The sequence below is a fragment of the Motilibacter peucedani genome (assembly GCF_003634695.1).
Lineage (GTDB): Bacteria > Actinomycetota > Actinomycetes > Motilibacterales > Motilibacteraceae > Motilibacter > Motilibacter peucedani.
In genome coordinates, this window is record NZ_RBWV01000012.1 from 22,330 (window position 1) to 35,249 (window position 12,920).

General features: G+C 72.6%; 15 protein-coding genes and 2 tRNA genes. 8 read left to right on the forward strand and 9 right to left on the reverse strand.

What is annotated here, in order from left to right; genetic code table 11:
- Positions 1 to 3: 3 nt before the first annotated feature.
- The 3 genes from CLV35_RS11055 to orn form a co-directional block, all read right to left on the reverse strand.
- Positions 4 to 747, reverse strand: coding sequence for a class I SAM-dependent methyltransferase (locus CLV35_RS11055; RefSeq protein ID WP_121193567.1), 744 nt, complete (start codon positions 745 to 747; stop codon positions 4 to 6).
- Positions 748 to 862: 115 nt separating this feature from the next.
- Positions 863 to 938 (reverse strand) — tRNA-His (locus CLV35_RS11060).
- Positions 939 to 982: 44 nt separating this feature from the next.
- A complete protein-coding gene (orn, locus tag CLV35_RS11065; protein WP_121193568.1) occupies positions 983 to 1,597 on the reverse strand; it encodes an oligoribonuclease in 615 nt (204 codons plus the stop codon).
- Positions 1,598 to 1,666: 69 nt separating this feature from the next.
- On the opposite strand from orn, the gene CLV35_RS11070 reads away from it, so the two are divergent.
- From CLV35_RS11070 to CLV35_RS11095, 6 genes are all read left to right on the forward strand, one after another.
- Positions 1,667 to 3,733 carry a cytochrome c oxidase assembly protein gene (locus tag CLV35_RS11070; RefSeq protein ID WP_121193569.1) on the forward strand — a complete coding sequence of 689 codons (2,067 nt, stop codon included), beginning with the start codon at positions 1,667 to 1,669 and terminating at the stop codon, positions 3,731 to 3,733.
- A 75-nt stretch (positions 3,734 to 3,808) separates the two neighbouring features.
- A tRNA-Arg gene (locus tag CLV35_RS11075) sits at positions 3,809 to 3,881 on the forward strand.
- Between the two features lie 54 nt (positions 3,882 to 3,935).
- Entirely contained in the window at positions 3,936 to 4,325 is a 390-nt protein-coding gene (locus CLV35_RS11080) for a YybH family protein (protein WP_183061925.1), read from the forward strand.
- Between the two features lie 187 nt (positions 4,326 to 4,512).
- Positions 4,513 to 5,022: a hypothetical protein gene (locus tag CLV35_RS11085; RefSeq protein ID WP_147431943.1), complete on the forward strand. Its 510-nt coding sequence runs from the start codon at positions 4,513 to 4,515 to the stop codon at positions 5,020 to 5,022.
- A gap of 51 nt (positions 5,023 to 5,073) precedes the next feature.
- Entirely contained in the window at positions 5,074 to 5,643 is a 570-nt protein-coding gene (locus tag CLV35_RS11090; RefSeq protein ID WP_121193572.1) for a type VI secretion system tube protein Hcp, read from the forward strand.
- An 87-nt stretch (positions 5,644 to 5,730) separates the two neighbouring features.
- Positions 5,731 to 5,985, forward strand: a complete 255-nt coding sequence (locus tag CLV35_RS11095) for a hypothetical protein (protein ID WP_147431944.1) — start codon at positions 5,731 to 5,733, stop codon at positions 5,983 to 5,985.
- 91 nt (positions 5,986 to 6,076) lie between these two features.
- On the opposite strand, the gene CLV35_RS11100 is transcribed toward CLV35_RS11095, so the two are convergent.
- From CLV35_RS11100 to CLV35_RS11110, 3 genes are all read right to left on the reverse strand, one after another.
- Positions 6,077 to 6,901, reverse strand: coding sequence for a hypothetical protein (locus CLV35_RS11100; protein ID WP_121193574.1), 825 nt, complete (start codon positions 6,899 to 6,901; stop codon positions 6,077 to 6,079).
- A gap of 12 nt (positions 6,902 to 6,913) precedes the next feature.
- Positions 6,914 to 8,506 carry a hypothetical protein gene (locus CLV35_RS11105; RefSeq protein ID WP_121193575.1) on the reverse strand — a complete coding sequence of 531 codons (1,593 nt, stop codon included), beginning with the start codon at positions 8,504 to 8,506 and terminating at the stop codon, positions 6,914 to 6,916.
- A gap of 108 nt (positions 8,507 to 8,614) precedes the next feature.
- Entirely contained in the window at positions 8,615 to 9,394 is a 780-nt protein-coding gene (locus CLV35_RS11110; RefSeq protein WP_183061926.1) for a hypothetical protein, read from the reverse strand.
- Positions 9,395 to 9,629: 235 nt separating this feature from the next.
- Between CLV35_RS11110 and CLV35_RS20065 the strand changes: the two genes are divergently transcribed.
- On the forward strand, positions 9,630 to 10,166 hold the full coding sequence (locus CLV35_RS20065) for a dihydrofolate reductase family protein (protein ID WP_183061927.1): 537 nt from the start codon (positions 9,630 to 9,632) through the stop codon (positions 10,164 to 10,166).
- A gap of 213 nt (positions 10,167 to 10,379) precedes the next feature.
- Positions 10,380 to 10,832 carry a hypothetical protein gene (locus CLV35_RS11120; RefSeq protein ID WP_121193578.1) on the forward strand — a complete coding sequence of 151 codons (453 nt, stop codon included), beginning with the start codon at positions 10,380 to 10,382 and terminating at the stop codon, positions 10,830 to 10,832.
- A 19-nt stretch (positions 10,833 to 10,851) separates the two neighbouring features.
- Here the strand turns inward: CLV35_RS11120 and CLV35_RS11125 are convergent, their stop codons facing one another.
- Genes CLV35_RS11125 through CLV35_RS11135 form a run of 3 tightly spaced genes read right to left on the reverse strand, consistent with a single transcriptional unit; the run spans position 10,852 to position 12,887 of the window.
- Entirely contained in the window at positions 10,852 to 11,703 is an 852-nt protein-coding gene (locus tag CLV35_RS11125; RefSeq protein ID WP_231121716.1) for a phosphotransferase enzyme family protein, read from the reverse strand.
- Positions 11,704 to 11,724: 21 nt separating this feature from the next.
- The gene (locus CLV35_RS11130; RefSeq protein ID WP_121193579.1) at positions 11,725 to 12,441 is read right to left on the reverse strand and encodes a helix-turn-helix transcriptional regulator; all 717 of its coding nucleotides are present in this window, start codon (positions 12,439 to 12,441) and stop codon (positions 11,725 to 11,727) included.
- Between the two features lie 41 nt (positions 12,442 to 12,482).
- The gene (locus CLV35_RS11135) at positions 12,483 to 12,887 is read right to left on the reverse strand and encodes a nuclear transport factor 2 family protein (RefSeq protein WP_121193580.1); all 405 of its coding nucleotides are present in this window, start codon (positions 12,885 to 12,887) and stop codon (positions 12,483 to 12,485) included.
- Between the last annotated feature and the right edge of the window lie 33 nt (positions 12,888 to 12,920).

A 12,920-nucleotide genomic window follows, 5' to 3' on the forward strand; every position in this document is an offset into this window, starting at 1 on the left:
GTCTCAGGCGCGGGTCGCCTCGAGCTGGAGGCGCACGTAGTCGACCACCGGCTCGGGCATCCGCGCGGTGACCGCCTGCACGAACGGCCGTCGCTCAGCGGGCGGCAGGTCGTGCAGGTGGGCGGCGAGCAGGACCGTCGCGACGAAGGTGTCGAGCTGCTCGCCGCGCTCCAGGCGTGCGGGGTCCTCGACCAGGCGGACCTCGACGTCGACGAAGCCGGCGGTCAGCAGGCTGTCGCGCGTCTGGTCGACGTCGCGGAACTCCCACATGTCGCTGTCGCTGCTGCCGGTGACCTCGGCCAGCGCGTGCTGGAAGGCGGCGATGTTGCCGCGCCCGCCGCACTCGGCGACGAACCGGCCGCCCGGGCGCAAGCAGGCGGCCAGGCTGCGGAAGACGACGTCGATGTCGGGCACCCAGTGCAGGGTCGCGACGCTGATGGCGGCGTCGGCCGGCTCGTCGAGGGTGAAGGGCTGACGCAGGTCCGACTGCACGGCGGTCACCCGCGGGTCGTCGCCGATCGTGGCCCGCAGCTGCTCGAGCATGTGCACCGAGCCGTCGACCGCCACGACCTGCCCGCGCGGCAGCCGCTCGAGCAGCAGCCCGGCGTCGCGGCCGGAGCCGCAGCCGATGTCGAGGACCGTCTCGTCACCGGTGAGCGCCAGGCGCTCGACCACCGCGCGGCCCCAGTGCTCGTGCGGCAGCGGCAGCGAGTCGTAGACGCGCGCGTCCCACTCGACCAGCTCCATGTCCTCGGCCCCTCCGCCTCGCCCCACCCCGTTCGGGCACGAGAGTAGGGCCACGGGACGAGCGAGCCCCCGTCGCCGCGCGCGGAGGTCCGCACGTCGGCCACGGGGGCTCGGGTGGGGTGAGTGACGGGGCTCGAACCCGCGACAACCGGGATCACAACCCGGTGCTCTACCAGCTGAGCTACACCCACCATGGGCGCGCCGGTGGGGGCCGCGCCGGAGAGAAGTGTAGCGGTCAGCCGGACGTCGGCTGCGCGGGTGCCTCGTACTTCGCCGCGATGGCCCGCGTGGTGTCGGTGTCGGGCCCGGGCTGGGGGACGAACACGGCCTCGCGGTAGTAGCGCAGCTCGTTGATGCTCTCGTGGATGTCGGCGAGCGCGCGGTGGCCGCCGGCCTTCTTCGGCGAGTTGAAGTAGGCGCGGGGGTACCACCGGCGCGCGAGCTCCTTGATGCTCGACACGTCGACGATGCGGTAGTGCATGAAGGCGTCGAGCGCCGGCATGTCGCGGGCGATGAAGCCGCGGTCGGTGCTCACCGAGTTGCCGGCCAGCGGCGCCTTGCGCGCGTCGGGGACGTGCTCGCGCAGGTAGGCGAGCACCTGGGCCTCGGCGTCGGCGAGGGTCACGCCGCCCTCGAGCTCGTCGAGGAGGCCGGAGGCGGTGTGCATCTCGCGGACCACGTCGGGCATGTGCTCGAGCACGCCGTCGGGCGGCCGGATGACGACGTCGACGCCGTCGCCCAGGATCGTCAGGTCGCTGTCGGTGACGAGGGCCGCGATCTCGACGAGGGCGTCGCGCCCCAGGTCGAGACCGGTCATCTCGCAGTCGATCCACACAAGCCGCTCGGACATGGCCTCAACCCTAGGGGGGCGCAGCTCACATCGCCCGCGCACCCCACGAGGGGGCATGCTTGAGGCGACATGTCTGCTCCCACCGCGCCGAGCCCCGGCCCTCGCACCGACCCGGCTGCGGGCACCGCCCGCCAGGAGCGGCCGTGGGGCCCGCCGGCCGCGGCGGTCGCCCTCGCGGTGCTGCTCGTCTCGGCCCTCGTGGGCGGCGGCGACCCGCACGGGTCGACCCCAGGCGTACCGAGCTCCGGGCCGCTCGTGGGCTGGGGGCTGCTGGTCACGCGGCTGCTCAGCGACGCCGCCGGCATCGCGGCGGTCGGGCTCCTGCTCGGCGCCGCCGTCCTGCTGCCCAACCGCGAGGGCCGGCTCACGGGCAGCGGCTTCAGCGGTGTGCGCCTCGCCTCGCTCGCCGGGGGCGTGTGGGCGGTGTCCAGCCTGGTGGAGTTCGCGCTCACCACCTCCGACATCCTCGGCCGCCCGGTGGCCGACGTGCTCCAGCCGCGGGTCTTCCGCGCGACGATGGACCAGGTGCCGCAGGCACGTGCGCTGGTCGTGCAGGTCCTGATGGCCGTCGTGCTCGCCGTGGCCGCGCGGTTCACCTTCACCGCCGGTCGGGCGCTGGCGCTGCTCGCGCTCGCCGTGGCCACGCTGGTGCCGCCGCTGCTGACCGGGCACTCTGCCGCCGCGGGCCAGCACATGCTCGCGATCTCGAGCCTGGTCGTCCACGTCGTGGCCCTCGCTCTCTGGGTCGGTGGTCTCGGCGTGCTGCTGTGGGTGTGGCGCCGCTCGCCGGAGAGCCGGGCACTCCAGGTCGCGGCGACGCGCTTCAGCACGCTGGCACTCTGGGTGGCGGTCGCGGTCGGCGTCAGCGGCATCGTCAACGCGGCAGTGCGGCTCGCGACCTGGCCGGCGCTGCTCGACACCGCCTACGGCGGCCTCGTGCTCTTCAAGGCCGCGCTGTTCTTCGCACTGGTGGCGGCGGGCGCCCGTCACCGGGCGGTGACGCTGCCGCGGTTCGGCAGCGACCGGCGCGCGTTCGTACGCCTCGCTGCGGCCGAGCTGCTCGTCATGGCCGCCGCTGTCGGACTCGCTGTGGCGCTCGGGCGCACGCCCACGCCGGCGCCGCTGGACGAGGGCTCCGACGCCACGGTCGACCTCGACGTGCTGCGCTCGGTCATCGGCTTCGACCCGCCGCCCCGCCCTGCGCCGATGCGGTTCGTCACCGAGTTCCAGATCGACGGCTTCTTCCTCACCGGCGTGCTGACGGCCGGGATCCTCTACGCCATCGGCCTGCGCATGCTGCACCGGCGAGGCGACGCGTGGCCGGTCGGCCGAGCGGTGTCGTGGTACGTCGGGCTCGCCGTCGTCCTGTACTCGACGTGCGGCGGACTGGGCGCCTACTCGCACCTGCTGTTCAGCGCCCACATGGTCAGCCACATGCTGCTCTCGATGGTGGCGCCGATCTTCCTCGTCCTCGCCGCGCCGGTGACCCTGGCACTGCGTACGCTGCCGACCGGCTCCGGCCCCACCGACCTCGGCGCGCGGCAGGCGCTGCTCGGCGTGCTGCACTCACGGCCGGTCGCGTTCTTCACGCACCCGCTGGTGGCGGCAGGCATCTTCGTCGGCAGCCTGTTCGGGCTCTACTTCACCCCGGTGCTCGACTACCTGATGAACGCCCACCTGGGCCACTCGATCATGGCGGCGCACTTCCTGCTCGCCGGCTCGCTGTTCTTCTACGTGCTCGTCGGCATCGACCCGGCGCCGCGGCGGCTGCCGCACCTCGCGCGCATCGGGGTGCTCTTCGCCGTCATGCCCTTCCACGCGTTCTTCTCCGTGGCCGTCATGTCGACGTCCACCGTGCTGGCGAACGACTACTACACGGTGCGGCTGCGCGACCCCTACGGCGTGGGGATCCTGCACGACCAGCACGTCGGCGGCGGGCTCGGCTGGGCGCTCGGCGAGGTCCCCGTCGTCATCGTGCTGGTGGCGATCTTCGTCGCCTGGGTGCGCGCCGACGAGCGGGAGGCCAAGCGGCGCGACCGCGCCTCCGACCGCGCCGTAGCTCGCGGAGAGGACGACGAGCTGGCCGCGTACAACGCGTGGCTCCGGCAGATGAACGAGCGGGCGGGCGGCCGGTAGCGCCGTCGGACGGTTGCGCTCCGACCCGCGTGGGACCATCGACGCGAGCGCGTCGGACGTGTCCGGGCGCGACTCGCCCTCGTAGCTCAGCGGACAGAGCAGCGGACTTCTAATCCGTCGGTCGCAGGTTCGATCCCTGCCGGGGGCGCCTCTGAGGGCAACGGGCTTCCACGCGGCAGCCGAGGGGAGCAGGATGCGCCCCGTGAGCGATCCCGAACTGGCTGCGGCCCGTACCGAGTTCCAGCGCTGCATCGAGCAGCGCGACCAGGACCTGGCGAGGCGCGTCCTGCACGACGCGTACGCGCTCGTCGTGGTCGTCCCGCAGCCCGCCGTCATGCCGCGCGAGCGGTGGGTCGAGCTGCTGCCGGAGTATGTCGTGACGGGCTACGAGGAGCACGAGGCGTTGGTCGACGTCGAGGGCGATGTCGCCGTCGTGCTGTCACGGGCGACGCAGCACGCGACGTTCCTGGGCCAGGACCGCAGCGGCGTCTTCGTGATCACCGACACGTGGCTGCGCGGTGCCGACGGCCGGTGGCGGGTGTGGCGCCGGCACTCGACGCCCGCGTCGGCGGGGGCGCTGCCGGGGGCCTGAGGTCGCCTGGTCGCGCCCGTCGGGCGGCCTCCGGCGCGTGAGGCGACGGAGCGAGGATGTCGCACGGATGACAGCTGCCCTGTGCCGGTCGTGACAGACGGGGACGCCGACGCCTGGCACTTTTCCAGGTGTCAGAACGAACCAGCACCGAGCGGCCGCAGACGGCCACCGAACCACGGAGGTCCCGATGCCGAACGTCTCCCGCCGCGGAATGCTCAAGTCAGCGGGCGCGCTGGTCGGAGCCACCGGCCTGGCCGTCGCTCCCGCGACCGCAGCGCGGGCCGCGGCGGCCCGACCGGCCGGCCCCGCGACGCTCGTCCTGCACGCGTCAGCCCTCCGCCTGCTCGGCGTCAAGGCGCGCAAGCCCGGTGACGCCATCACGGCACGCGGGCTGGTGAGCACCACCGAAGGCGCCGAGCCCCGCGGCGAGCTGTTCATCACCGGCACCCGCATGGCGGCCGAGAGCCTGCTGCTGCCGTCGCTGGCCGCGGTCGAGAACCACCTGTTCGTCCTGCCGGAGGGGACCCTGACCGGCACCGGCACGGTCGACCACGACGGGCACGGCACCTTCACGGTCACCGGCGGCAGCGGCGCGTACGCCGGCGCCCACGGCACCTACAGCACCCGTCAGAGCGCCGACCACTCCGGGTCGGGCACCGCCGTCGTCACCCTCGTGCTGCACAGCAGCGCCCGCTAGCACGCCCTGCACCGACAGACCGACCCCCCAGACCCGAAGAGGAAACCCGACATGGCCATCGACGTCTTCATGACCCTCCAGCGGTACGACCGCACCTACCTCCCGAGCGAGAGCCAGGTGGACGTGTCGACGCTCACCGACTACACCGGCCGGGTCATGCCCGCGGCCATGAGGGGCTTCGTCTTCCAGCTCTCCGAGTACTCCTTCGACGTGGAGCAGACCCTCAACATCGGCTCCGCCTCGGGAGGCGCCGGGGCCGGCAAGGTGACCTTCAACCCGCTGTCGATCACGCGGCTCGTCGACGTGTCGAGCCCGTCGATCTTCCTGGCGTGCGCGAGCGGCGCGCCGTTCATGCAGCTCGACCTCTACCTGCGCAAGGCCTCCGGCGGTGCCGCGGCGGGGTTCGTCTTCCTGCAGTACACGTTCAAGCTCGTCGCGGTGAAGACCCTCGCGTGGTCGCACGACGAGGAGAGCCCGAGGGAGTCCGTGACCTTCGACTACGGCGGCCTGCAGGTGAAGTACCGCGCGCAGAACCCCGACGGCAGCGGCGCCAAGCCGATCGTCAACGGGTGGAACCGGGTCAGCAACGTCGCCGACGTGGGCACGAACCCCATCAACTAGCAGGAGTAGTCGACCGGACACGTTGGTGAGCGTGACGTCGTTCGACCCGGGTGGGGGCGGGGCTCGCCTGCGCTACCGTCTCCGGCCATGAGTCAGACGCAGCTTCGAGAGGCCCGACGGCGGGTCGAGGGTCTCGCCGTTCTGGCCGCTGTAGTGGGCTACGGGCTCGCTGCCGTGCTGGCCGTGCTGGGGGTGTTCGGAGGCGGTCAGTCGCTGCTCGGCGGGGTCGTCGCCGCCGCGGTCGTCGTGCTGGTCGTGCGTCTGGGCACCGCGTACCACCGCCTTGCGGTGGCCACGGCGCTCGCCGTCGACAGCCTCCTCGCGGAACCGGCGGCAGACTAGCGAGAGCCTCGACATCCGCACGAGCGCGAACAGCCGGCTCGTACACCGCAGTCACAGCCACAACGTGTTGGCGCTGCCGAAGGGACGCCCGCTACCCGCGCGTTGCACGAGAGTTCACCAGGTCGCCTGAGTACGACAAGTCGTCCTGCGGGCCCACTGGCCAGGCCTCCAGGTCCCTCGCTCCGATGACCGCATCGATCAACTCGCGGGAACCTCCGACGAGGGTCGAGTCGAAGTCGACCTCGGTGGCGATGCACCAGCTGCGGTCGGCCGGCCACATCAGGCTCGGGGACTGGGGGACGAACCAGTCCGGCGTGACCTGGTGGCCGACCGTCGTCGCAGCATGCAGGGTCCCCTTGAAGAGCAGGTAGTTCCGCTGCGGATGCTGGAGCCGGGGCGCCTCGAGGGCAGCGAGGGGGACGCCCGGACGGCGAGGCGGAACCGGCGGACGCAGCTCCCGCGGACCGCTCGTCGCGCTGACGAACGCTGTGCCGCCACCGTCCACCCAGCCCCAGCCCTCCCAGACGGCGACGAAGCAGTCCTGGCCACCCGCGTACGGCTCGAGCACTCCCAGGAGAGCCTGCAGGGCAGGCTCGGCCAGGTTGCCCTCGCGCGGCTTCGGGCCGGTCCACCGTCCGGCCGGCGGGTCAGCCTCCGCGTCCGCACGCGTGGTCCTCGAGATCGAGTGCCACTGCATGAGGGCGTGCGGGACAGCCCCCGTGGCCCTGCAGACATCGGCCCACGTGAGCCCGTCGACCGGCGCAGCGTTGCCGTCGGGCGGGTGGAGGACGCGCGCGTACGCCTCGAAGCCCTGAGGCACGACACTGCAGACCCTGCCGCCGAAGCCGCACAGGCGGGGCGCGATCCACGCAGCCACGCCCACGTCGGTCTCCGGGAGCAGCCCCTCGAAGCTCATCGCCGTCCTCCGTCAGCGCGTGCGCAGGAGGGTGCGCAGCACCACGGCTCCACCCACCCGCACCTCCACCACGTCGCCGGTGTGGATGGTCGTTCGGAGCCTGTGAGCAGGTCGAAGGGTGGCGTTGCCGCTGGCAGTGAGCCGGACGGTGCCCAGTGCCAACGCGTCCCCGTCCGCACCGACGACGCTGACCTCGGCCGCAGCGTGCGCGCGGGCCTTGCCCAGCCGGAGGGCTAGCGTCCGCCCGTCCCACGCTGCGCTGCCCGTGCCGACCACCGATCCGGGCCAGCCCGGAAGCACCGCCGGCCCGTCGACCTCGGTGTCCCGAGCGCCGAGGGCTTCGTACTGGAGGTCGAGGAACACCTGCGGACCGCCCGCCTGGCACACCCCGGAGACCGTCAGCGCGGCGTGCCGCAAGGTGCCGTAGACCGGGTCGTACACGGCCTGTGTCACCTCGACATGACCGGCCGCGACGTCGCAACCGGACGAGGCGTGAGACAGCGAGAGAGCCGCCCGGCCGTCGCCGATCTCGTAGCCGCCGACCTCGAGCGGTCCGGCGTCCGGAGCAGTGAGGTCGAGGGACCAGTAGGAGTAGTTCTCGTCAGGAGCGGTGCTGATCTGGAAGTGCGTCGTTCCTCCGCTCTGGTACGGCAGGAACTGGTAGGCCGGCGGGGTGACGGCGCCGGAGGGGGCGGCACCGAGCAGCGTGCGTGCACCAGTGCGCCAAGTCAGGGCCGTCGTCCCGGGACGCAGAACTCCAGCCAGCGGGACGTCCACGTCCCCCGCACTCGTCACCAGGTGCAGTGCGGCATCGCGCTGGCCGGTGGATCGCGGTGCGAAGCGGACGCCGACCCGACAGCCGGCCCCGGCGTACCCGTCGGCCGAGCAGCCGTAGCTGTGGAGCGAGAACTCGCTCGCTGCAGGACCCTCGACCGCCGCCGAGCCCACGTCGAGCGGCAGGCCGTCCGCACCGAGGACCCAGACGGCGGCGTCGCCGAAGTCCGTGTCCTTCGTGCCGGACGGGAAGGCCAGGGCGTCGGGAGCGGTGACGACTCCGGTGACGAGCTCGTTCAGCTTGAGCTCACCGTAGAGCGGGGTGTCGACGCCGTCGCAGTACTGCACGAACGAGAGCCAGAGCCGCTGCACCGATCCGTCAGCGGCGAAGGCGACGTCCCGGATCGAGAGGGTCCCGCCGGTGACCCTGCAACCACGCCCGTTGCCGGTCACCAGGAGCCGCGGCAGGCCCGCGCTGACCTCGTCGGAGGCGATCCGCGGGAACACCCCCGGCACGAGGGCGTGGCCAGCAGGCGCTGCCAGCACGACGGACACGTCGTCGACGTACGTCGGAGTTGCGGGGTTCTGGGCGCGCACCTCGACGTAGCTCGGGCCCTCGCTGTACGTGCTGAACTCGGCGTGCGGCGCCGCGTAGAGCCGCGGGACCCCGCCACCGACGAAGTCCCCCGGCGCCGAGTAGAGGGCGAGGAAGCTGACCAGACGGCTGGACTCCGCGTGTGCGGCAGGCGGCACCGCGACGCTCGCCGCCAGGGCGCAGAGGAGGGCGAGGAGGCCCGACACCAGGCCGAGCAGACGACGTGTGCGGAGCACGGATCTCCTTGCGGTCGAGGGCCGGTCGGCCGGGGCAGACCCTACAACTGCGCGGTTCGTCGACGACGAGGTCGCCCAGGCGTCACGCCGTCGTACGGCTGCTCGTCATCAGCAGGAGCTCTCGGCGATACGGCCGTTGAGCCTGCGCTGCCACAGCACGTCGTCCCGGCTGCTGACGGCTCGCAGCCTCACGCGGAAGCGTCCGTTGCGATCCGTCCGGACGGCGGTCGCCGGCTCTTCGGTGCAGTCGTCGGTCAGGTCGACGTTGAGTCGGAGTCCCTTCACCGGTCGGTGCGACCGCGCGAGGCGCACGACGCCCGTCACGACGCTGCTGCGGCCACGGCGGGGCGGCGGGCTGGCCGTCGTCGTCACGGTGATCCAGTCGACCGCACGCACGTTGACCGAGACGTCGGTGGGTGCGGCGAGGAGCTGGTAGTGGGAGGTGCTGTTGTCCGCGCCCACTCCGCGCAGGCGCCAGATGCCGGCCTGCCCGCTGGTGATCGCCACGCGTCCCACCCAGGTGCCGTCCGTGGCGGAGCCCTCGGTCAGGTGCAACGTCACCGCGAGCTCTGCCCGCCCGTGGCCACCTGGGCCGGCGCCGGCGCGTGTGAGGACGGCGCACGGGCAGGGGACGTAGAGCGGCTCGCTGCCGCCGGTGTCGACGGAGCCGCTCGCGAGGATCGGTGAAGGTGAGGTCAGGCGGACGCTGACGGTCAGCAACCCGTACCCCGTGCCCGTGATGCGTGCCGTCGGCCCGCTCAGGGAAGCGGCGGCGACGACCGGTGGCCCGTCGGCGGTCGCCGCGGCCGGCGCCCCGGAGAGGAACGCCCCCAGCACCATGGCGCTCAGCACCAGCGGTCGAGAACGGTGGAGCAGAGCGTCGCGCATCCGCATCGAGGATCCTTCCGGCCAGGTCGTTGCCCTCCTAGGAGACGGCATCCGGCCCAGCCGGTTCATCGAGGGCACTCGTCCGGCGCCCGTGCCTGCCGTCGACGACGACGAGTCCTCGAGGTCCCGATCCGCACGACCCGAGCGGCGGTGCCGTGCCGTGGCGGTACGGGCGACCAGTTCGCCTGGGCCAGGGCGTCTGCACCTCGACAACGCCCGCACGCAGGAGGTCCCGATGGGTCGAATCATCAGCTCGGTGCTCGTGTCGCTCGACGGCGTGGTCGAGGCGCCCTGGACGTGGGCACCGTTCGACGACGAGGCGAAGGCCGTCGCGCTGGGCGCGCTGCGGACCTACGACGGTTTCGTCATGGGCAGGGAGAGCTACGAGCGGTTCTCGACGATGTGGGGCCCGGTCGTCGGCGACCCCTACATCGACGCGGTCAACGCGGCGCCCAAGCACGTGGTGTCCTCGACGCTCGACGACGTCTCGTGGAACGCCTCGCTGGTCACCGGCGACCCGGTCGAGCAGGTGGCCGAGCTGCGTGCGAGCAAGACCCTGGTGAAGTACGGCACCGGTCGCCTCGACGACCTGCTGCTCGCCCACCGGCTGCTCGACGAGGTCAACCTCTGGGTCTGGCCGGTCGTCGTCGGCTCCGGTCGCCACGTCTTCGAGGGCCTGTCGACGCCCGTGCCACCGCTGGAGCTGACATCGGTCCGCGAGCTGGCGAACGGGTCCGTGATCCACTCGTACGTGCCGAGGTACGCGGGGTAGCTGACGAGCAGCGGGTGGATCGGCTGTTCAGGGGCTTCCTCGTCCTCTTTGCAGTCGTCTTCGTGGTGATCGCCGGCGGGTTCGCCTACGTGACGACGAAGGGCGTCTCGCAGCGGCGCGGCACGCGCGACAAGAGCTCCGACCCCCGGGAGCGGCAGGAACGAGCCTCGGGGCAGGCACGTCGGCGACCCGCAGGCTCGGTAGCCTCCAGCCGTGACCCTGGTCCTGGTGCTCCTGCACGGCGGGCTCGCCGCGGTGTGGCTCGGCGCCATGGCCTACAGCCTGCGCGTCGTGCAGCCCCGGCTGGTCGAGTTCCACGGTGGGCCGGCCGCGGCCGAGGACGCCGCGACCTTCGTCGCGGCCGGTGCCCGGTGGAAGGTCGTCGGTGTGCTGGCCGGGCTGGCCCTCACCGGCGCCGGCCTCGTCGCGCTCGAGGGCGATGACGCGGGCACGGGGTGGTGGGTGCTCGTGGTGGCCAAGCTGGTCGCGCTGGCGCTGGCGTCGGGCATCTTCTGGTACGTCTCCTGGCGGATGTGGCCGCGGCGGCTGTTCGCCACAGCGGCCGAGGTGCCGGCACACCGCCGCCGTTTCGAGCTGGCCGGGACGACCCTGCTCGCCCTGGCTGCGCTGGCTTCGGTGCTCGGCGTCGTGCTCCGCTACCTCTAGCCCCCGCTGCGCGCCGACGTCATCGCAGGGCGAGCAGCTCGTCCAGGACGCGGTAGCCCCGCTGCACCACCTCGGCGGCGAGGTCGTCGTGCCCGACGCGGCCGGACCACTCCAGCTGCAGGAGGACCTGGGTCGCAGACAGGACAGCAGCTCCGTCCCAGCCGACGAGCGTCAGGACCCTGGTCCACAGTTGAGTCCGGGCGTCGTCCAGCGGACTGTGGAAGGTGTGCCACAACAGGGTCGTGAGGTCGGTGGCACGCGTACCGCTGCCTGCGTTCTCGATGTCGACGACCGCCACGACCGCTCCGTCACGGACGAGGACGTTGCTCGGGTTCAGGTCGGCGTGGACCATGTCGGGCGCCTCGCCCGGCGGCTGGGCGTCGACGCACAGGGCCTGAAGGCGCTCGACCAGGTCGGCGGCAGCGGGGGAGTGCGCGGCGCCGGTGCGGCGTACGCCGGTGGCGACCTCCCAGGCGTACGACCAGTGGTCGTAGGGCTCGGAGGCCTGGCCCGCCTGGAGCTCGACGACGTCCATCAGCTGCTCGACGAGCGCCGGGGTCAGCTCCGCGGGAGACGCGTCCACGGCGTCCATCACGTGCCAGACGTGGGTGGCTGTGGCGCCCGAAGCGAGCCACGCCGGGGTCGGGTAGCCGCGCCGCCGCATGTGCTCGACCACTCGCTGCGCGCGGAGCACGTCGTCGAGGGAGTGCGCGTGGGCGCGGGGCACGGCCTTGAGGACTGCGTCCGCTCGTCCCGCCAGCGTGGCGCGGAAGGCGCCGCTGTTGACGCCTCCTGACAGGCGGCTCAGTGACGTGACCTCCGCCCCGACGGCGCGCATGACCTCGTCGAGCACATCAGCCGGAACGTCCACCTGTCCAGCCAACCAGACCACCTACGCCAGCCGCCGGGTCTGCCACCGTGCGAGGTCCGCCTCGAGCAGCGCCGGGTCGCGGGCCGGCGGCACCTCGTCGAGGATCTCGAGGCGCGAGATCCGCTCGATGCGGAAGCCGCGGATCGCCTCCCGGAGCCGGCACCACCCGACCAGCAGCCACGCGTCGCCGGCGCGCAGCAGCCCCATCGTCTCGACCTCGCGCACGGTGCTGCTGGAGAGGTCGGGCCCGCCGTCCTGGTCCTCGCCGAGGTAGGTCAGCCGCACCACGCGGCGGGCGGCGATCACGTCGGCGAGCAGCCCGAGCGGCACCGCGTCGTCTCCCGGTGCGGCGGCGTCGATGACCCGCAGCCTGCCGAGCACCTCCTGCACGGGAGCGCGGTGCTCCTCCGCCATGACTGCGGCGATCTTGGCGTCCGCCCGGCGGGCGGCGCTCCGGTAGGGCGAGGAGTCGAGCAGCGCGAGCCCGGCAAGGACCGCCAGCGACTCCGCAGCCGACAGGTTGAGCGGGGGCAACGAGTACTCGCGCAGGATCGAGTAGCCGCCCGCAGCTCCGTGGTCGGCGTAGATGGGGACCCCCGTCTGCTGGAGCGACGCGATGTCGCGCTCCACAGTGCGCGAGGAGACCCCGAACTCCGTGGCGAGCCGAGCGGCCGACCACGGTCGGCGCGCTCCGCGGAGCAGGTCGACCAGCGCGTACTGCCGCTCGGCTCGCTTCATGCACCAACCCTGGCAGACACAGGCGCGTACGGTGCGGTGCCTCAGCTGCGCATGCTGCGCTGCCCGCCGACCGACCAGGCACGGCGGATGCGGCCGTCCGGGGCGAAGTCGAACACGTCGACGCCGCCGGCGCGGTGGTTCCCCGCCTCGACGTCCCAGAGCAACCGGCCGTGCTCGCCGTCGACGGCGTCCGCGACCTTGGTGAAGACCACACCGGGGTTCTGCCCGTGCCACCAGTCGAGGTAGCCCGCGAAGTCCTCCGCACTGCGGATCGCGTCCGCAGGGGTCGACCCGTCCGGCTCGGTCACGGCGAAGTGGATGCGGAAGTCGTCGGAGCAGATCTCCCGGGCGATGCCGCCGTCGGTGTTCCACATCGTCAGCCACCGGTCGAGCGAGGCGCGAGCGCTGGCGGGAGTGGGCGTCGTGCGGTTCGTGGTGTCGGTCATGCACCCACCGTCGAGCACGCCCGCGACAACGGT